Source organism: Xenorhabdus thuongxuanensis (assembly GCF_001908095.1).
Lineage (GTDB): Bacteria > Pseudomonadota > Gammaproteobacteria > Enterobacterales > Enterobacteriaceae > Xenorhabdus > Xenorhabdus thuongxuanensis.
The window spans coordinates 1-18654 of sequence record NZ_MKGR01000038.1; the positions used below are offsets into that span (position 1 = coordinate 1).

General features: G+C 42.7%; 18 protein-coding genes and 4 pseudogenes. 7 read left to right on the plus strand and 15 right to left on the minus strand.

Going from position 1 to position 18654, the window contains the following annotated elements; translation table 11 throughout:
* Window positions 1-90: 90 nt before the first annotated feature.
* The 3 genes and pseudogenes from Xentx_RS16580 to Xentx_RS16590 all read left to right on the plus strand — a co-directional run.
* Window positions 91-633: pseudogene (locus Xentx_RS16580) on the plus strand (IS630 family transposase); the annotation flags it as partial.
* 15 nt (window positions 634-648) lie between these two features.
* Window positions 649-966 (plus strand): MFS transporter, encoded by a 318-nt coding sequence (locus Xentx_RS16585; protein WP_074021589.1) that lies wholly within the window; start codon window positions 649-651, stop codon window positions 964-966.
* A gap of 21 nt (window positions 967-987) precedes the next feature.
* A complete protein-coding gene (locus Xentx_RS16590; protein WP_074021591.1) occupies window positions 988-1440 on the plus strand; it encodes a GNAT family N-acetyltransferase in 453 nt (150 codons plus the stop codon).
* A gap of 269 nt (window positions 1441-1709) precedes the next feature.
* Here the strand turns inward: Xentx_RS16590 and Xentx_RS19650 are convergent, their stop codons facing one another.
* From Xentx_RS19650 to Xentx_RS16605, 4 genes are all read right to left on the minus strand, one after another.
* Window positions 1710-2537, minus strand: a complete 828-nt coding sequence (locus tag Xentx_RS19650; RefSeq protein ID WP_339373699.1) for a toprim domain-containing protein — start codon at window positions 2535-2537, stop codon at window positions 1710-1712.
* The gene (locus Xentx_RS19655) at window positions 2432-3166 is read right to left on the minus strand and encodes a primase-helicase zinc-binding domain-containing protein (protein WP_244149891.1); all 735 of its coding nucleotides are present in this window, start codon (window positions 3164-3166) and stop codon (window positions 2432-2434) included. Before Xentx_RS19655 ends, Xentx_RS19650 begins: the two co-directional genes overlap by 106 nt.
* 109 nt (window positions 3167-3275) lie before the next feature.
* Window positions 3276-3482, minus strand: a complete 207-nt coding sequence (locus Xentx_RS16600) for a helix-turn-helix transcriptional regulator (protein WP_074020364.1) — start codon at window positions 3480-3482, stop codon at window positions 3276-3278.
* A 139-nt stretch (window positions 3483-3621) separates the two neighbouring features.
* The gene (locus Xentx_RS16605) at window positions 3622-4893 is read right to left on the minus strand and encodes a tyrosine-type recombinase/integrase (RefSeq protein ID WP_074021592.1); all 1272 of its coding nucleotides are present in this window, start codon (window positions 4891-4893) and stop codon (window positions 3622-3624) included.
* A gap of 284 nt (window positions 4894-5177) precedes the next feature.
* Between Xentx_RS16605 and Xentx_RS16610 the strand changes: the two are divergent.
* Window positions 5178-5384: pseudogene (locus tag Xentx_RS16610) on the plus strand (ParA family protein); the annotation flags it as partial.
* 368 nt (window positions 5385-5752) lie between these two features.
* Here Xentx_RS16610 and Xentx_RS16620 read toward each other — a convergent pair.
* The 4 genes from Xentx_RS16620 to Xentx_RS16635 all read right to left on the minus strand — a co-directional run bounded on the left by Xentx_RS16620 (window position 5753) and on the right by Xentx_RS16635 (window position 9849).
* Complete coding sequence (locus tag Xentx_RS16620) at window positions 5753-6994, minus strand: type II restriction endonuclease (RefSeq protein WP_074021594.1); 1242 nt, start codon at window positions 6992-6994, stop codon at window positions 5753-5755.
* A complete protein-coding gene (locus Xentx_RS16625) occupies window positions 6987-7460 on the minus strand; it encodes a very short patch repair endonuclease (RefSeq protein WP_074021596.1) in 474 nt (157 codons plus the stop codon). Before Xentx_RS16625 ends, Xentx_RS16620 begins: the two co-directional genes overlap by 8 nt.
* A gap of 9 nt (window positions 7461-7469) precedes the next feature.
* Complete coding sequence (locus Xentx_RS16630; protein ID WP_074021597.1) at window positions 7470-8900, minus strand: DNA cytosine methyltransferase; 1431 nt, start codon at window positions 8898-8900, stop codon at window positions 7470-7472.
* Window positions 8901-9090: 190 nt separating this feature from the next.
* On the minus strand, window positions 9091-9849 hold the full coding sequence (locus tag Xentx_RS16635) for a TIGR03747 family integrating conjugative element membrane protein (protein WP_074021599.1): 759 nt from the start codon (window positions 9847-9849) through the stop codon (window positions 9091-9093).
* 34 nt (window positions 9850-9883) lie between these two features.
* Here Xentx_RS16635 and Xentx_RS16640 point away from each other — a divergent pair.
* Together Xentx_RS16640 and Xentx_RS16650 are read left to right on the plus strand one after the other, a co-directional pair.
* Window positions 9884-10141: pseudogene (locus Xentx_RS16640) on the plus strand (TraU family protein); the annotation flags it as partial.
* Between the two features lie 438 nt (window positions 10142-10579).
* Window positions 10580-12094 carry a conjugal transfer protein TraG N-terminal domain-containing protein gene (locus tag Xentx_RS16650; RefSeq protein ID WP_074021602.1) on the plus strand — a complete coding sequence of 505 codons (1515 nt, stop codon included), beginning with the start codon at window positions 10580-10582 and terminating at the stop codon, window positions 12092-12094.
* A 400-nt stretch (window positions 12095-12494) separates the two neighbouring features.
* On the opposite strand, the gene Xentx_RS16655 is transcribed toward Xentx_RS16650, so the two are convergent.
* The 6 genes from Xentx_RS16655 to Xentx_RS16680 form a co-directional block, all read right to left on the minus strand.
* On the minus strand, window positions 12495-13457 hold the full coding sequence (locus tag Xentx_RS16655; protein WP_167366772.1) for a sterol desaturase family protein: 963 nt from the start codon (window positions 13455-13457) through the stop codon (window positions 12495-12497).
* Between the two features lie 62 nt (window positions 13458-13519).
* Window positions 13520-14542 (minus strand): Gfo/Idh/MocA family protein, encoded by a 1023-nt coding sequence (locus Xentx_RS16660; RefSeq protein ID WP_074021605.1) that lies wholly within the window; start codon window positions 14540-14542, stop codon window positions 13520-13522.
* Entirely contained in the window at window positions 14535-14828 is a 294-nt protein-coding gene (locus Xentx_RS16665) for a pyrimidine/purine nucleoside phosphorylase (RefSeq protein ID WP_074021607.1), read from the minus strand. The genes Xentx_RS16660 and Xentx_RS16665 overlap by 8 nt, the downstream gene beginning before the upstream one ends.
* A complete protein-coding gene (locus tag Xentx_RS16670) occupies window positions 14821-15423 on the minus strand; it encodes a hypothetical protein (protein WP_074021609.1) in 603 nt (200 codons plus the stop codon). The genes Xentx_RS16665 and Xentx_RS16670 overlap by 8 nt, the downstream gene beginning before the upstream one ends.
* Window positions 15416-16171 carry a ferritin-like domain-containing protein gene (locus Xentx_RS16675; protein WP_074021610.1) on the minus strand — a complete coding sequence of 252 codons (756 nt, stop codon included), beginning with the start codon at window positions 16169-16171 and terminating at the stop codon, window positions 15416-15418. The genes Xentx_RS16670 and Xentx_RS16675 overlap by 8 nt, the downstream gene beginning before the upstream one ends.
* Window positions 16164-17333, minus strand: coding sequence for an MFS transporter (locus Xentx_RS16680; protein WP_074021612.1), 1170 nt, complete (start codon window positions 17331-17333; stop codon window positions 16164-16166). The genes Xentx_RS16675 and Xentx_RS16680 overlap by 8 nt, the downstream gene beginning before the upstream one ends.
* A gap of 622 nt (window positions 17334-17955) precedes the next feature.
* On the opposite strand from Xentx_RS16680, the pseudogene Xentx_RS16685 reads away from it, so the two are divergent.
* Window positions 17956-18281 (plus strand): annotated as a pseudogene (locus Xentx_RS16685) (IS1-like element transposase); the annotation flags it as partial.
* Here the strand turns inward: Xentx_RS16685 and Xentx_RS19235 are convergent.
* Window positions 18265-18654 (minus strand): hypothetical protein (locus Xentx_RS19235; protein WP_208607598.1); only part of this gene is annotated, 390 nt, incomplete at its 5' end. The pseudogene Xentx_RS16685 and the gene Xentx_RS19235 sit on opposite strands and share 17 nt — an antisense overlap.

Below are 18654 nucleotides of genomic sequence, written 5' to 3' on the forward strand. Positions count from 1 at the left end.
CGTTAAAAGGGATGTGAAGTGAAGGCTCTCAGAGTCTGAACTAGTAACGCCCCTCTGGGGCGAAATCAAAGCCGCCTTCTATGAAGGCGGATTTTTACTGATGCGGTGCATCCTTCACAGTCCACAAAGCTCAGTTATGGCTGGATGAAAGCAGGAAAAAATCAGATAAAAGGGGTTGAAACCACCGGCCGTCGTACCCGTCTCAATATTCTGGGTGCGCTGAATTTACAACGGATTGAAGACACCGTGATCCGTGAATATCCAAGCATTAATGCTGAAAATATCGCCTATTTCTTCGGTGCGCTCCGAGAAACTTACCCGCTGTCGCAAAAAATCCACATCATTCTGGATGGGGCGGGTTACCACCGAGCCGAGTTGGTGAAAGATATTGCATATATCCTTAATATTGAATTGCATTATCTCCCGCCTTACAGCCCAAACCTCAATCCGATAGAGCGATTGTGGAAGTATATGAATGAGCAAGTGCGTAACAATATCTATTTTCCGGATGCGAAGACCTTCCGTGAAACCCTTCGTCACTTTTTTCATGTCACTTTGCCAGAAAAAGCGAAAGAGCTCACGACTCGACTGACTGATAATTTTCAGACTTTAAAACCTGCATCTTCAAGTTAGATTGGTATAGGAATAATGAAAGAATTAGAGCTTTTTATTATATTAATTGCCTTTTTTACTTTTGGTGAAATTACTATCGAACCGACCATTGATGCTGTGACGAGTAATAATATTTCGACTAAATGGCTTGGTTCTGCATTTGGTGTTCTTGGTATTACTGGTTTGATCGGAAGTGTTACAGGTAATTCTATAGCAGGTTATTTTTTAAGAATTGATATTAATAATCCTCAAAATCTTTGGATGATCTGTATGATAATATCTTTAATTGGTATTTTTTTATCGCTATTTTCTTTCTTAAAAAGAAAAAATACTAATTATCTAAAAATCAACTAAATCTTTATGCAGAGAAATATTATGGTTCAAATTTTAAAATGGAAGAATCAACAATATCGAATTACAACGGATAATACTGAGTTGGATATCGTCGCAATTCACCAATATTTAACCCGCTCTTCTTGGTCTGAAGGGATTGATATTGACACAGTTCGCCAGGCTATTGCCAATAGCCTTAATTTTGGGCTTTTTGACCAAAACGAGCAAATTGGATTTGCTCGCATAGTTACCGATTTTTCTACTTTTGGTTATCTTTGTGATGTTTATGTCCTAGAGGAGTATCAAAAACAAAAATTGGGCCGCTGGTTAATGGAATGCTGTCATTCACATCCTGCTCTAACCCAACTAAGACGTATTATGCTTGTCACTTCAACAGCTCCTTGGTTATACGAAAAAATGGGTTACACACCAATATATCGCGAAAACTTTGTTTGGAACACTGTGCGCCAAGATATCTATAAGCACAAAGTATAAGGCAATAGTTATAACCTTATGATAATTAAGTAATTTAATTAATGAAACAGACTCAAACCACACTGACGCGCTGCGCTTGTCTTCTCCTATTGACCGGGCTAATACATTAACCCGGTCAATAGGAGAGTTGAAAAACACCTGCCAGAAAAAACTTTTTACTTACCCCCACCGCCTAAAGAATTAGGAATAAAACTGTTCACACTATTCACCTTTGATGATTTTCATTTAAATTCATATTGTTAAATGATGATAACTTGAAATCAGACTCATCACCACTCTTCAGGGGAATTGAATTCAACCTCATTAGCCAGCAGCAACCAATCATGTTTACGATGAGGCCGGAACTGGCATGTTTTCAGGTCAAACACGCCGTTGCTGAACCCGATTAAGTGACGTTCTGGTGGCTGCATCATAGGAAGCTGTAATTTGAGAGCATCCACGGCAGAGCTAATACCATGCGGCGAGTATGGCAATTTTTCTTCCATAAAGGCTGCCAACATTTCCCGCTTTAAATCACGGTCACTGACTGGACGCCAGACAATACCATCATAGTGATGCACGGTTTCCGAAGCGCCATCCAATGCTAAATCACCGTCATAACGCGCCAGCAACACTTCTCCGCGCTGGCTGGCACCCATCTGGCATAATGTCAGCTTAGAAGACTCGACGTCATTGGGCTGAATAGCTTCTTTTTTCTTTGTTGGAGTCGGTTGATAAAGCCCCTGAACAAAGGCCAGCTCTGCTATTTTCACACTATTTTGCTGGCGATAATCATCCCAGTCGGCTTTATGCTCTGTAGGCGGCAATGTGACCCAACCATTCACCGCAAGGGCAGCTTTTTCTGCTGAGATCTTGCCGACATTCACTTTGGTTTTCCCGTTCTTATCCAGCTCGTCGGAGCGATGCCAGTCATTATCTGCGGCAATAATGATTTTGGTGTCCGGCCAGCGTTCCCGAATGGCTTTGGCAACAGAATATAAATTACCTGCATCTAATGCTGCCAGAACAGTACCTTTATATAACTGACTGGCAGTGAGTGCTGTAGCACATAGCCTTCGGTAATGATCACCGCCTCGGGGAACGCTTCCAGCGCTGATATGGCAATAAACGCGCCTTTTTTCTGGCTACCGGTAAGGAATTTTTTCTCGCCATTGGGTTTAATGATCTGCGCACCTGTGACTTTTTTATCCAGTGCTGTCAGTGTCAGCACTGTCGAATTATCAAACAGTAGCCGCTGATCAAGGTGTGGCAGACTCTTTGCAGTCAGATAGGGCGATTGCCCGGCGACAGTTTGCGCCATCAGTGCCGCCACTTTTTCGGCAATCGGTGGTGTTGGATAATAGGTTTCTTTGGCTGGCTTGGGGGCTGGCAAAGGTAGCGCCAGTACGTTAGCGACAACTTTTGCCGCCTCAATAACAGAGATCCCTTTGGTTCTTGCCACTAAATCAAGTCCATCACCATAGTTCGGGGTATCACACTGGCGGCAATGCCAATTGCCATGATGGTGATCGTCAATAAAGTGAAAACGGTCAGTACCACCGCAAATAGGACAAGCGCCATGCTTTCCTTTTGTGGGGATATCAATACCACAAGCGGGCAGCAGATTTTGCCAGGAATACATAGCCGAGATTTTGACGGTTTGGATAAGATCAAGCGGTTTTTGGCTGCCTGATGTTTTTTGAACTGTAAATTTGGGGCGAGTTTGGGTATGCTGTGTATCAGCCATCGTTTTTACCTCACTTAAACGGTTATTGGTGAAACGCCTCGCAGTGTTGGTCGCACTTCGGGGCGTTGTGTTTTTATGTTACGTGTCTTATGTCATCTTCTTTTCTGTGTTATGCCGCTCGCGATTCAGCAATACGCTGGGCAATCCAGTTATCAATCTCTGCTTCAATAAAAGCAACGGAACGTGGGCCAATCTTGACCTGCTGCGGGAATGCACCGTCACTAATCAGTTTGTAGATCCACGCCTTGCTGTAACCCGTTCTGCGCTGTACTTCTGGCAAACGAATCAGGCTTGTTTTCAATGCAGCCACTGTCATGTCACTTCTCCTGTTACCCAGTCCCTGAAATATCATCGTGGACGTTGTTTGATGACAGGCGGATTATTTAAAAAGCAAGACTTAATGAACAGCGTTAATTGTTTTTCTCCCGATGAAAATTAACGGGTTGCAAATTGTACTAACGGTTTTTCCTGTCACGCAGCGGTTTGGCGAAATCATAGGGTGTGATTGACTTTTCCCGGTTCGCATCCAGATAATCCGCCCACCACTGCACCATCAGCCGCCGTTCATCCAGATGTTTAGAGGTGTGAATATACGCCGCCCGGACGTTGTTTCGTTCGATATGGCTGAGCTGGCGTTCGATGGCATCATCGCTCCACAGGCCGGATTCACCCATTGCACCGCGCGCCATTGTGCGGAAGCCATGCCCGCAGACATCGGTTTGGGTGTCGTAGCCCATCGTCCGTAATGCCTTGTTAACCGTGTTTTCGCTCATGACTTTCGCGGAATTATGATCGCAGGGGAACATCACGTCGCAATTGCCGCTCAGTGCGTGCAATGCTTTGAATAGCGAAACTGCCTGACGGCTCAGCGGTACGATGTGATCCGTTTTCATTTTCATGCCGCGTTCAGAGAAGCGAACGCCTTTGATGGGTTTTCGTGTGGCGGGAATTTTCCACACCGCGTTTTCGAAGTCAATTTCCTGCCAGCGGGCAAATCTCAGTTCGCTGGAGCGCACAAACGTCAGCAGCGCCAGCTCGACCGCGATCTTGGTCAGTAAGCGCCCGCGGTAAGCAGACAATCGGTTTAGGAAATCCGGTAAACATTCATGGGGCAGGGCGGGATGGTGACGGGATTTGGTGGTGGTGAGTGCGCCAGCCATATCATTGGCCGGATTGGTTTCCAAAATATCATTCTGGACGGCGTAGCGCATGATGGCGGTAACACGCTGGCGCAGCCGCTGGGCGATATCGTGTTTGCCCTGTTCATCAATGGCTTTGACGGGGGCTAAAAGCTGGCTGGTGCGTAATGTGGTAATATCACGTGCGCCGATATGTGGGAAAATGTACTGCTCAAGGCTGCGCAGCACTTTTTGACGGTGGCTGTCGCTCCAGCGTTTGTTACTGGCGTGCCATGCACGGGCGACTTGTTCAAAGGTGTTAACTTTGGCGGGTGTTGGTGTGCCTTTTTTCTCTGCTTTGGGATCAATGCCCTGTGCCATCAGCTTTTTGGCTTCATCCCGTTTAGCGCGGGCATCGGCTAACGATACTGCCGGATAAACACCGAACGCCAGACGGTCTTCTTTCTTATCGGTCGGGCGATAATACTTCATCCGCCAGTATTTTGAGCCGCGTGACGAGACTTCTAAATAAAGACCGCCGCCATCGACGAGTTTGTAGGTTTTTTCTTTGGGCTTTGCAGTTTCGATTTGTCGTGCGTTGAGTTTCATTATTAAGGGCATTCCTTGAATCGAACGGTAAGTGCCCCGAATTATGCCCTTCGCTGCCTCTTGATTGCAACAGACGAAACTAGACCTAAAAATAAGAAATGGTGTTGATTTTGCTGGGTTTGAGAGAGATTGTTTGACTGGGCTGGACTTCACTGGAAGTTGAAGTGGTGCCCGGAGGCGGAATCGAACCACCGACACGGGGATTTTCAATCCCATCGTAAGTTAATTCAATGTAAAATCGCCTGATTTGTACAATTTGCACGCTTACTTTAATGAGTGTACAAATGAAGATACTTCCCATCATTTCTCCCAAAGGCGGAGAAGGTAAATCCACGCATGCCGCGAATCTGGCCGGATTTTTGGCTGATGCGGGTTTAAATACTCTCCTGATTGACGCCGATTATTCCCAACCCACCTCCAGCAGTATTTTTAACCTGGGCTATGAAGCGCCTGCCGGGCTGTATGAGCTGTTGATGCAGACGGTGGATCTACCGACCTGTTTGCCGAAGCCGGTGGGGCATTTTTCCCGACGTCCAAAGAGCAAGCGGCCGCTATTCAGCTTCACCGTATAGATCAGCCCTTTGTCGGGTATTGTGAAGATATCTCACATCATCACTATCATTTTGATCCGAAGGGAGGGAGCCATATCGGTAAAGCCTGTGACTGGTTTGAATGGATGACACCGGTGGTGAATGTGCCGTCAAAGTATCTTCAATAGGCTGCAGAATGAGTGGCAAAAGAAAAATATGGCTATAGCACCTTGTGGAATGAAAGGTGCGGAGCATGGTGACCACCTGAGTGGTCACCTCAGAGAAAAGGTACTTACATAAATGCAGTACAGTTTCTGTTTGCAAAGTCATTAAGTTAATCTTTGGATTTCCTTGATCTCAGTAATGAACTCCATAATATTCTGTAAATCATTGGCATAGGATGTTGGATAGAATGACTTAACAGATTCAGGCACCACTAACTGTAGCGATTTACTCTTCATTTCTGCCAGCTGTTGTTCACTTATCCCTGGCTGCATCGTTATCAGATGCTTACGTGCCACCCTGTCTCCTTCAGCCAATACTTGTCTCCAGCGATCCTTACATGTCGTTTTTGCGCCAAGCAATCGCAACTTTTCCTGAGGAAAAGATTTATCGTGATAAGCAGAAAAACATGGAAAAAGAAAATCGGGTTTAGACTTATTCTCTGTTATATTTTTGGCAGAACCCTGTTGAAATCGCAGATTATGCAATGAGAAAAGATGATCCAAGTGATTTTCAAAGGCAAAACCAGCACGGGATTTTCGCCTGTTCTGAACACTCAATGAGAAATGAATAAATTCATCAACATCATTCCCGTTTTCTCCAAATCCCTGCGATAATTTTTTCGCTACCTCATAACGTTCATACGTTTTAAATAATTTTTCTTCCTGTTCCATCCATAGCATCAGTGTATTATCGGGTTCATTTATTGGTTCACCTGAGGCCATTTCCCTTGCCAGTAAAGAAAATTCTTTTGACTTAGGAAAACCAGCCGGAAAATGCCTTAATAATGTTTCCAGTAAATTTTCATTTTTACTTTCAGGTTCTTCAAGTTCTATTCTCAGGTCTTCAAATAACATCCTGACCGGAAGGATAAGTGATTTTTCCTCAATCGAAGATTGGGAAAAATGATGACCAATATTACCCAGACCAAATAAAGTATTCAGCTGTAATTCAACTGAAGATCCCGGGGGAGTTATAATAAGCAGCAAATCACCATTATTACGTTTAATAATCAGAAAAAAATCACCTTCATTCATCAAAGATGAAACAGGATTCGTTTTATAATACATACGATATTCAGCCGATCTGTTTGGCTGGTTATAACGAGTATCGTACCACGTTAATTGATCTTCACAGATGACCGGCTCGCTATCTTCTCCGGCAATATAAGTCAGCGTTGCCTTAAAAAATATTTTTTCCCCTCGTTCGGGAACGGGAAGATATCTTGAAAATCCTGCTTTGACCAATCCACCAATTTCATGTTGATTTGATTTTTTAGGATCAACATCAACAGCCGAAAGATATTTTGCAACTGCGACTTCGAAATGATCAGATAACCGCTCAAACATTTTTATTATGTATCCCTTTAGTATCAATTTCTACAGAATCACTGCCTGCACAAATCCACTCTTCTATTCTTTCAGATAATTCCTGAACGGGTAATCTGAATCTGCCTTTTACAGCACATTCCCAGATAACCATAACGTGCCAGCCATCACTCCTGAGCTTCTCATTAATAGCTTTATCCCGTAATACATTCTTCCCAAGTTTGTTCATCCAAAATTCGGTTCTGGTCATCGGGACTTTAAACAGATAGCACTCATGGTGATGCCAGAAACACCCATGAGTGAAAATGATTTTTCGATACTCATCGATCACAAAATCAGGCTTCCCCGGTAATTCTTTTATCTGTGTCCGAAACTGAAAGCCAGCATCTTCAAGGATCGCTGCCAGTTTTATTTCAATGGCTGTGTTACAATTTCGTATCGCTTTCATATTTTTGCTACGAATTGCAGAAGGGTGAACATCAGCCATAATCAAACCTTATGCCACTTTTTTGCTGTTTTTTAGCGCGATTACTTTGGCAATATAAGGTGCCAATAACTGAGCTACAGCAGCAAAAGCAGGAACAATCACAGAGTTGCCAAATTGCCGATAGGCCTGAGTATCCGATACGGGAATGCGGAAAGTTGTGCCACCCGGTGATTCAAATCCCATCAAACGTGCACACTCGCGAGGTGTCAGCCTTCTTGGTCTGTTTTTCTGGTTTTCTTCATTGTCAAAATCCCTCTCTCCAAGCTCCCTGTTCCAACCCCGGTCGATAAGTATTTCAGAGCCATCTTTATGGTAACGGGCGGACAAAGTGCGGGCAACGCTATTCGGGTTATCAGGGAAAACCAGACCAAAACCAAAACCATTTCCTTTTGCCTGATGTTTTTTCGCGTAGTTGTATAAATATTTCCATAACGCAGGAGTAAGGATATATTTTTTATCAACATTACTGTCCAGTAATTCTTTAAGTATCGGTCTTTGTGCAGGAAAAAGTTGATTCATGTTTCTGAGGGTAAATCCCTGGTGGATATTAAGATCACGCCGAAATCCAACCAAAACAATACGTTCACGGTGTTGTGGCAGGAAATTTTGACCATCAATAATCTTTGGATCATCTTTCCCGTTATGTTCAACATCTGCAACTGAATATCCCAATTCATCCAAAGCCTGCACAATAACCCGAAAAGTTTTCCCTTTATCATGGCTTTTCAGGTTTTTCACATTTTCCAGCAAGAAAATGGCCGGTTTTTTAGCAGCAATGATCCGGGCTACATCAAAAAACAATGTTCCCTGCGTTTCACATTCAAAACCATGAGCACGGCCTAATGAATTTTTCTTTGATACTCCTGCAAGGGAAAAAGGCTGACAAGGGAAACCGGCCAGTAATACATCATGATTGGGGATTTCACGATCTATATTTTGGTATGCTTCTTGATCACTGACAGAAATATCATGACTCAGAGTTATATCCCTGATATCAGAATTAAAGACATGCTCTTCAGGATCGCAATACCAGTTTGCTTTGTAAGTACGAACGGCATCCTTGTTCCATTCGCTGGTAAACACACACTGCCCACCAATGTCTTCAAATCCTTTTCTGATCCCACCAATACCAGCAAACAGGTCAATAAAACGAAAAGTGTAATTCGGATGGTGTTCAGGCGGCGATGGCAACAAACTATTGAGCATCTGTACTTCCAGTTCAGTTAATTGCTTTTGCACCATTTTACCATTTAACCAGCGATTAAGGGTTTCACGAGTCCAGTCGCTATGACTGACAGCCCGAAGTGCCTCAGCAACATATTTTTGGTCATAGATTTCAACGAGTTTACTGATTAACGCTTTGTCTTCTTCTTTTTTCCGGTATTGTTCTTCTTCGTTTTGTGCAATCAGTTTTTGTGCGATTAACTCTAACTCTTTCATATTAAAAACCATTTATCTAATGGGATATCTTAGTGTAAGAATATCACCCAAATGACACAGGATAAAGTTAAACTGACAAAAAAAGAAATCTCAGAGACGTATAATAATCACTGACGCGCCGCTGTGCGGCTTGTCTGCTGACGATGGAATACAAAACAAAAACCCGTTTTGCATTCAATCGTCCAGCAATTTAAATGTATTTTTTAAACATCGCAACCGTGATCATCACCGCCATACCCAGTAATAATGCCGCTGGCAACAATATCACCGCAGGATAGACCACATCCGGCCAGGATAAATACAGCACACAGGGAATGGTGCAGGCCGGTTTAATCCCCCGTTTAGCATGGTGATAAACAAAACTGGATTCATAGCCTGCGCCATAACGGCGTAAATCCCGCCGTCCCAGCCCGTCAACCAGAGCGACTAAAATCACCATCACAAACAAAGGGATGGATAACACCAGAATCGCTAACCGGATTAACGTCACCATGGTGATAAACACCGTCGCCAGACAATATTCCCGCAAATGCTCCGAGATGCCATGCAATACCGCATTGAATTCACGCAGAAAATCATTGCGGCTATTGAGCTGATACTGCCGTTGTCCCTGTATCCAGTGCATAAAACCACTGTCGACAAAAATCCATTGATATGCCTGCGTCAGCCAGTCAGAGACCGTTTGTGCGGGATTTGACAACAACAGGCTCCGGGTCAATTCCGTGGATAAAAATTGCAGCTCGGTTTTCATCATCGTCTGGCTATGAGAGGCACCTTGTTCTGGCCAGAAAAAAATCATACCGAGATATTCCAGTAACAGACTGAATAGCCAGGACATGACAATAAACCCAATGAGTTGCCACGGCCATGCCCATAACACATGATACAGCAGGCCATGCTGGCGGGGCGGTTGAGAAGATGGACGGGATTGGTTTTCTGACTGTGCCATGACCTGAAATTACCCCTTCTCTTCCCACCAGGCTTCACGGGTATCCGGCGGGCTGGAAAGTGCCGTCACCGGGGCGTTATCCCACCTGGCTGCCGGCGGCGGCAACCATAATCGCCAGATTGCAGGCCAGCGGCGTACCAGTTTGCGTTTCAAATACGCGGATGCCATCGGGCATCCCGCGACCCGCCTGATTGGCGGGCAAATTCCCGGTTATTCCTGCCGCAGTGCGGCCACCCCGTTGGTGCCTTATTTTCTCAGCACATTGGATACCGTCGCGTGGCGCACCGGGTTGAGGCCCATCCCCAAAAGCAAGTGCAGGGCAGCACCGATGCGCGTTTTTATCAGCTGGAAATGCCCCACAGTGAGCGGCGGTAAGGTGGAGTATGGCAGAAATCCCAAAATTCTGTTTTATTCAGTCAGTGAGAAAAAGCCTCAAGGCAAGCCTCATTATCATTCTGGTCATCATTATCACACTAGTGACGGGCTGGTTGGGGTTGACCCATCCCGAAAAAGCGTCCGCCCTGCATCACTGGATGGAAAAAACCGGTATTCTCTGGCGCGTCTGGCGGTTCGGCCTGTATCTGGGGCTGGCCTGGGGGAGCCGGAAAATTTGGCAAAAGACAGTACAGCAGCCGGCATACCGCGCAACATTGATACGAGTGATGGTAGTCAGCCTGCTGTTTATCCTGTTGTGTGAATATGCCCTGTCAGGCTCGATTGAGGTAACACAATGACCACCAACAGCTATCTGGAATACTTTCTGACCCTGCTCGGCTGGGTGGTCAATAACGGGTTATGGCAAATTCTGATTGCTACGGGGCTGTTTACCCTGCCTTTGGTGATAAAGGTCATTGCGATCTGGCTGAAAGTGAGAGAGTGTGGCGAAGAGGAGGGCAGTGGTGGATTGCAGTCACTTGCCCGGATTGAAAATACTTTGTACGGTGCCTTCTTCGTTATGGTGGTGTGCTGTGTGCCGCTGGTGAATGTCAGCCTCACGACCCTTCAGTATGACGCGTCCCGCGCCAAAAGTTGTGGCACCTGGACACCGCAAGCACCGGACAAAAGTGGCTATGCGCCGGTGATCTCCAGCCTGAATAATCAGACGGCGGCGGTGCCTCTCTGGTGGGCCATGGTACACCGGCTGTCAAAAGGATTAACGCAAGCGGCGGTGGCCTCCATTCCCTGCCGGCCGGATTTAAGGCAATTGCGTTTTGAAGTGCAGCACACCCGTATAAGTCACCCGGCACTGGCGGCGGAATTGCAGGATTTTACCCATGACTGTTACGCACTGGCACTTTATCAGTGGAAACAACGGGATCAGGGACAAACCACCGATCCAGTTACATTACATGATATTGAATGGCTGGGCAGCCGTACCTTCTTATCCGGCGATTACCACACCCTGCAATCCCGAACGCCCAGGGCATCATTTCCGTGGAATGAAAACCGGGACAGTGGCCGGCCCAATACCGGGCAGGGCGGTTATCCCACCTGCCAGGCCTGGTGGTCAACCCCCAAAACCGGACTGGAGGCTCGGGTATTGGCCCAGGCCGATCCGGGATTATGGCTGCGTCTGTCGGCCGCCTTCAAAATGCTGGGCAAAGAAACCCGTGAATATCAAGAAGCGGTGATCCGTCGCCTGGTCAGCCCGGTGAACCTGACCGTCTCTCAGGCAGGGCATGTCTACGCCGGTTATGGCGGCAACGCCGATTTCACCCTGTTGAATGCGGGTAATCGGGTCGGTGCGGCGGCGGGGACGATATTCGGGGGATTGATCAGTGCCCCAATGTTTGATGCGGTGCGTCAGGCGCTGCCGATGATGCAGGCAGTGATCCTGATGGCGTTGTATATCCTGATCCCGTTGCTCCTGCTGTTTGCCGCCTATGAATTTAAGCCGGTATTCACACTGACGTTCGCCCTGTTTGCACTGAATTTCCTGACTTTCTGGTGGGAAACTGCCCGCTGGCTGGACAGCTATTTACTGGACGCCTTGTATGGCTCAGACACCCACAGCCTGTTGAATCTGGCAGGCATTCAGAATACCTCGGATGATTTGATTATGGGGCTGGTGATGGGCACATTGTTTATTGTGTTGCCGATGGTCTGGCTGGCCGCATTAGCTTGGGCAGGCGTTCGGATAGGCGATATGGCAGGCATGATGAGCCAGGGCGTGGGACAGGTCAGGCAATCTGCCGGCTTGTTCGGGCAAATGGTGATGCAGAAACTGTTGTCGAAAGGAAAATAGTGAAACACGTTCTTTTTGCATCTCAGAGTCAGGAAAATATCGTATGTTAGGAGATAAGAAATAAGGAGGGAGTCCATTCTCTCGAGATGCGACAATTTTGACGACTTAATTAGATAGCAGCTTTCGAGAATGGAACATGTAAAGTCAGTACAGGGCTTAGTGGAAGTGAAACTGTAAAATACTACATTTAGCTAAGCCCGAGAAGTAGGTGTGGACACAATTCTGATCCATATTCATTAAGTTGTGGTTGGTGGCACGACTGTTGCTATCCCTTAATCTATTTCTTTAAATTGAAAATAATCTCGATATACCAATAAGAGTATAATGAAGCTGAATTCATTAACAAAAGGATGATAGAATATTTGTTGAAGAAAAAGGGTGCCTATTACCTCATTATTCATCATATGAGGTTAGAGAAATGCTTACCGAGAAAATTTTTTATCCGTTTTTTTGCCTTTCTGAATGGGGTAAAATACATATTTTTCAATCCTGAGTAATTTTCATATTTCTCACCCGCCACACCAAATACAAGCTCTGCTTTAGCTGGAGGAAACATCTGAGTACCAAATAATTTGTCCCAGAAAGAAAAAATGAAACCGAAATTTTTGTCATGATGTTGTATATCACTACTATGATGCAATTGGTGGTATGCAGGGCTAACAAAAATATCCCTTATAAATTTAGGATATCTTAGGTACACCATAGAATGTTGTAAATTCAGTCCTAGCATCAGGAGCAGAAACATAAAAATATTCTGGCCTGCAAATACTATATAGGCATGTGTAGCATCAAAAAAATATCTAAATACCCCTGAGTAAATTCCGGTAAACATGCTGGCTAGAAATATAAAACAGGACTGATTTACTGGATGCGAACGATAGGCTGTAAGGGGAGTGAGATGTTCAGCAATGTGATGGATTTTATGAAACTCCCAGAGAATTAGAATCTTATGTGACAAATAATGTTCAAAAAAAACCGCAAAATCAAAAACAACAAGTGCCCCCAAGGTTAACAACAGACTAAGAATCATGCCTGGGACATAATGCTGCGTTGGAAGACCGATAAAGGCCAACAGATCCATCGTTTGATACCGGAAAAACAATGCTGATCCGAGGATACTGGAATAAATGAAGCCAAGAATAACCTTATCAAAAAAATACAGTTTCAAGTCATCAATAGATGATTGTGATGTGAATTTATGTACCAAGATAACTTCACGTCCAGATTTAACAGGGTTCCAAGTTTTTATTTTCCATGAGAAATATATTACAGCAATCAGAAATGCAATTAAAAGATAACCAATAAATAGCCCCTGATTAGGGGAAAAAAAGACCGTTAAACGAGACCATAGAGGGACAATCATCTCCTGATAAAATGTACTTTCCGTTATATAATTTGTGAACATATGAACCTACCAGTAACATATTATGACACAATAAGTGGTGTTAATATTTCTTTAACTCTTCCTATCATTTTAATACAACTAAGAACCTGTTCCTGATATTGGTGTAACTTATTGAGATCATATCCATGAATATAATTATGGAAATTTTTCAGCATTGCAGTATGTTGCAATCTGAAAAAATCGACCATAATATCCTCATAATCGACCAATGGCTTCAGTCCCCAAGAGTGTCGAATCACAGTAGATGGAAGTATTTTGCCATATACAAATGAACCGCAGTAAGGCATCACAAAATCCCTGAGAGTTAGCTCTCCTTTATTTCCTGCAATGATACATTGTTGCCGAGCAACAGTTCCACGGTATGATGATGCAAGGGAGAAAGAAACCCCACAATGGGTTAGCCCAGTAGCATTGAACTCTGTGATTACATTATGATTATTCTGTATCATAAAACCGCTTGCATGTCTGAGCACAGGATTCGACATCAAGGCTGAAAACAACCTAAACGGATACCAGCCAATATCACCTAATGCACCATCAGGCTCCAAATCAGGGGAAAATTTGATTTGTCCATTGTCTCGTTCAGGCCAGAAAAAGTTTGCGTCAATCCTGATCAGATTTCCTACACAAGTGTCCATCATTGCCTGAAGCAGGGTATAACATTCATTATGGATAAAATGAGTGGCATCCATCCATACAAGATTTTCTTTTTTTGCTTTAGTAACAAAAGAACTGAAAATACTGTATGGTGGCAACGGTTTTTCAATCAGAACGGGCTTTGCAAATTTGAGACAAAGTTCAATATAATACGTTTTTTCTGAGGTTGGTGTAGCAATATAAACGGCCTGAAGTTCTGGATCAGAAAAGAACAATATAGCATCTGTATAGAGTTTTTCATCATCAATATGATGTACTTTACCGAACTGTTGTGCGGTTTCTTTTTTACGTGAAAGGACGGAATGAACAGTAAAGCCAGACTCCTGACACACGCCTGCCATAATGCTTGCCATAAGGCCCGTACCAATAATACCCAACTTACTCATAGTAACACCTGTAATCGAGATGCTGTTTTACTTTCACTGTGAAATAGGTGCCTTGAGGAATTATTACCTCATTTCCCGGAACTACGGATATTATTGTCTCTTCATAAGAGAAAATTGCTTCACCTTCAGTTATTTCAAAACGTTCAGTTTCCTCAGCAAGCCAATGGTATTCACCTATGGTCATAAACCCGAGGGTTAATCGTCCTGTATCTCCTTTAAAATTTCGCAGTAACACTTTCCCGTCAAAAAATATACAAGCATTTTCATAATAGAGTGCATCAGACATGAGTTGCTCCAAGCTGTGCTATATAATCATCGTCTATAGGTAAATTATTTTTAAATGGTGATGTAATCACTTCAGGAACAGGGTCAAAACCCAAATGTTTTCTTTTATCAAACATCAGATTTTTATCCCTTGTGTAACATAAAATGAGTTGGAAACGGTTATTATACGGGCATGGTTCACGCCAGTGTTCAAGTCTTTTACCGTCAAGGATTAAAATGTCCGTAATATCTATATCTACCCGGTTTCCTTCAATATAAATACCCCAGTCACTTTCTTCTGCTTTATGAATACCAAGAGAAATAATATAATCAACTGAATTTCTATCTTTATGGCGAGGAAGTTGGTAATTTTTTTTATAATTCCAAAGAAAAGAATAACTGGGATAAACAGGCTCTCCGACTGTCTGCGATACAAAATCACAATAATAACTCAACATGGCTTCAAAATAGGGAAGTGCATAGTACATATGTGCTTCCACCGAGTCCGTATTCCCCTTCAAAAGCCCGCAATTGGCAGAGATTGCTAAGTAGCGATACAGAATATCTATTTCGCGTTCAGATATTGCATTTTTAACAACTAACATTCCGTTAAACATTTGTATTCCTCATAATTTTACTGATAAAATTATCATGTCGATTGTGAATCCGGTTTTCTATTTCACTGGAAGGTATACCACTCATATCAGAAAGCCAGTTGATACCTTCTTTGTTAACATGCAGAATTTGTTTAAAAGTGGTAAGGTGATCCCTAATCATTTCCATTTTTTCCGGGGAACGTTCAATTAACTGACGAAAATAATTGATACCTAGCTGAACATGTCTGGCTTCGTCCTGCATGGCACCTTTATAGATCTGACCGATGAGACTTTGCTCACTGAACGCATGGATAAAAATATTGAACTGTTCCAGAGCACCATTCTCAAGGAAAACATGACTCAGAAATGTCTCATCGAAAGTCTTTAGCTCCGCAAAGTGCTCGATATAGATATCTCTCGTTCTGGACAAATCTTTAATGTTTCCGTTAGCTAGAATGGCGTATTTGGCAAATAATTCAGAATGACGTGCTTCGTCATTAACGGCTTGAGCCAGTCCTATTTTTAGAGAAAAATCGTTTGATTGTAATAACAGCTCTGCCGCATTTTCCATCCCAAGTATTTCTACATGCGCTGACAGACTGGCGACAGTAACAGCAGTATCGTGCAAATGTGTGGGGATTAGGTCATTAGCAGCCAATTCCCAGTTCAATTCACAGTCCCAGGTCTGCCGTGGCTTCCCTTTCTGATAAAGAACATAATGTTTATCGTTCAGAAAATTAATTTCACTGAGATTATTTTGGTTATACATATATATGATTCCTTTTGTTATTTTTTTTAGTGAATAAGATGAAATAAATTAAGGTAATGCAGAAAAGAATACTGGTTATACGGAAAGTTGTATCTATACCATAATAATTAGCAATAACACCTCCGATAATCGGCATAATTATTGCTACCACAGCAGACAACATCTGAATTATACCTGTTGTTTTCCCTACATTTTCGTAACCCACCATGTTTCTGACACCATAACGTACGGCAAAAAAAGTGATTCCCGAGGATATCCCTACTATCACTATAGCCACATAAAAAACAAAAACAGAGGTGGTATTTGAAGATAAAAAACCAAAGCAAGTAAACGCTACCGTATTGGTAAGAATGGAAGAAAGTAAAACTGATCTTGCTGTTATTATTTTTATCAAAAATGAAGCTAACTTAGTTCCTGCAAAACCACCTACTCCCATTAAGGAAATGATAACACCAATACTGTTTTCATCTTGCCCTATTACTTTAAAGAAAATTCCCAACATATCATTACTGAGATAAAAGGCCAGATTCGAAATCGTATATGCGGTAACAAGAGCACTCAACTCATGCTTCTTCAGCATCATTTCTAAAAATGAATATGATTCTGGCGGTTCGGTAACTTGAGAAGTTTCTGAACGAAGATACTGTGTATGGTCAAGAACTGTGCTCAATGATGCCACCAGATTTAAGATAACAGAGAATCCGACGACAAACCATATTCCCCAAAAATCATATGTCCCGATGACAATAAGTGGAATAATGATTCTACTGAGGCTAATTAAATATCCATAGATTTCATAAAACTGACTAGTTTCTTCATTATCCTTATTCAATTTTGTATTTGAGATATTGATACCACTCCTGGCCATAGTTTTCATAAAAGCCGCGGCATAAAGTACGAGAATACTACCTCCTAAGCCTATGAATGGTATTACACATGCATTAGCTGCAAACAATAATATTCTTAACGGTCGAATTTCATATTTATCAAAGAGTTTCCCGAATAAATAACTAGAAAAGAGGAAAGGCAAAGAAAAACATGCACCCAAAATTCCTAACTGGAGTGGTTCAGCATGCAATAGGTAAATAGCAATAATATTAAATATTGCATAATCCAGATATGTGTCAAATTCATTTGCACCTATGCCAATGTATTTTATCATTTTCTAAATTTCATTATAAAAAATGGATGATTGGGCAGATTTAAAATTATTTTATATCTGCCCGGATTTAGTTAATTAAATGCCTACTGGTTGATATTCCATAATATTTCCTCCAGTCAGAAATTGTAAGATTATTGATATGTTATTTCCTTGCAAGGTAAATTCAATATAAACAAGTCATATTGGCAATGCAAGTAATGTTATTTCGTTTTAAGAGAAATATATCATCTGTTGTTTGTTTAATATGTGTTTTTATTAAAAACCAATAAAAACTTTATTATCTCAATATAAAAAATCTTTTATTAAAATATAAATAAAAGTTACATATAACTATACAATGTATAATATATTCAGTCGGAGAAAGAGCATGATTATTTGCTTCTTCCCCAGTGATTTGAAACCTACAATTGACTATTTATTAAATGATTATGGTAAATTTCCGGAGTGAGAATATGAGTGTCTAAATTGCATTTAAATAGAGTGATAATTAAATGATATTTATATAATGCTCATTGAGCTATTGAAAATAGCATCTTATTTTGGGTGTTTTTTAAACTTATTTCGGTCATGTATTCAAGGCGTTGTTCTTCATCTATAATGCTTATTTTGCGAGATAACATGCATGGCCACAGTAGAAGTAAAATGTCGATTTTGTCACCAGATGAAGGACGTTAAAAAACATGGTATTGGAAAAGGTGGGCACCAACGTTATCGTTGTTTATCCTGTCATCGTACTTTCCAGCTCGATTATTCTTATCGCGCTTGTCAAGCCGGAATAAAAGAACAAGTCGTTGATCTTGCCATGAACAATGCCGGCATCCGTGATACGGCCAGAGCCCTGCATATCAGCATTAATGCTGTCGTACGCGTTTTAAAAAACTCCAGCCACGATGTGTAACAACCTTACCTGTGGGTGAAGTTGAAATTGAATTTATCTGTGAAGTTGACGGTGCGCTGGGAAAAGCTGCACTGTTTCTTGCGGGTGAAAGCCCCGTCGTAGAAGATTAGCCAGATCACTACGTAGCGAGTCTTGCATCTCCGGCGGTAACAAAGGAGATGAAGCGTAGACAGCGAAACATTCGAGCCGAAACCAATAGGTGAACGTGATAACTCCGAAATTCACTGATTGTGTTGTGCCGATGGTATCGTCGAACCAGCAGGCAATAGTTTCTGAATGGGCACACTGGCGATTTTTTTTTCCAGTCAGAAGCACACACCGGAGTCTCAGGCGTCGGCGAGTCTGTAGAGAACAGTGCGGAACCCAGGAGATCCTGACACCTCTCAAGGGAATGAGTATATCGGGCACAAGTGCCAAAACACA

Bases quoted from the DNA above. Each gene is read 5' to 3' on its own strand.
- Xentx_RS16605 (WP_074021592.1), bottom strand. From the start codon at position 4,893: ATGAAACTCAACGCACGACAAATCGAAACTGCAAAGCCCAAAGAAAAA.
- Xentx_RS16625 (WP_074021596.1), bottom strand. From the start codon at position 7,460: ATGGCTGATGTTCACCCTTCTGCAATTCGTAGCAAAAATATGAAAGCG.
- Xentx_RS16590 (WP_074021591.1), top strand. From the start codon at position 988: ATGGTTCAAATTTTAAAATGGAAGAATCAACAATATCGAATTACAACG.
- Xentx_RS16600 (WP_074020364.1), bottom strand. From the start codon at position 3,482: ATGACAGTGGCTGCATTGAAAACAAGCCTGATTCGTTTGCCAGAAGTA.
- Xentx_RS16680 (WP_074021612.1), bottom strand. From the start codon at position 17,333: ATGATAAAATACATTGGCATAGGTGCAAATGAATTTGACACATATCTG.
- Xentx_RS16660 (WP_074021605.1), bottom strand. From the start codon at position 14,542: ATGAGTAAGTTGGGTATTATTGGTACGGGCCTTATGGCAAGCATTATG.
- Xentx_RS16620 (WP_074021594.1), bottom strand. From the start codon at position 6,994: ATGTTTGAGCGGTTATCTGATCATTTCGAAGTCGCAGTTGCAAAATAT.
- Xentx_RS16650 (WP_074021602.1), top strand. From the start codon at position 10,580: ATGACCACCAACAGCTATCTGGAATACTTTCTGACCCTGCTCGGCTGG.
- Xentx_RS16655 (WP_167366772.1), bottom strand. From the start codon at position 13,457: ATGATTGTCCCTCTATGGTCTCGTTTAACGGTCTTTTTTTCCCCTAAT.
- Xentx_RS16585 (WP_074021589.1), top strand. From the start codon at position 649: ATGAAAGAATTAGAGCTTTTTATTATATTAATTGCCTTTTTTACTTTT.
- Xentx_RS16635 (WP_074021599.1), bottom strand. From the start codon at position 9,849: ATGGCACAGTCAGAAAACCAATCCCGTCCATCTTCTCAACCGCCCCGC.
- Xentx_RS16665 (WP_074021607.1), bottom strand. From the start codon at position 14,828: ATGTCTGATGCACTCTATTATGAAAATGCTTGTATATTTTTTGACGGG.
- Xentx_RS16670 (WP_074021609.1), bottom strand. From the start codon at position 15,423: ATGTTTAACGGAATGTTAGTTGTTAAAAATGCAATATCTGAACGCGAA.
- Xentx_RS16630 (WP_074021597.1), bottom strand. From the start codon at position 8,900: ATGAAAGAGTTAGAGTTAATCGCACAAAAACTGATTGCACAAAACGAA.
- Xentx_RS19655 (WP_244149891.1), bottom strand. From the start codon at position 3,166: ATGGCTGATACACAGCATACCCAAACTCGCCCCAAATTTACAGTTCAA.
- Xentx_RS16675 (WP_074021610.1), bottom strand. From the start codon at position 16,171: ATGTATAACCAAAATAATCTCAGTGAAATTAATTTTCTGAACGATAAA.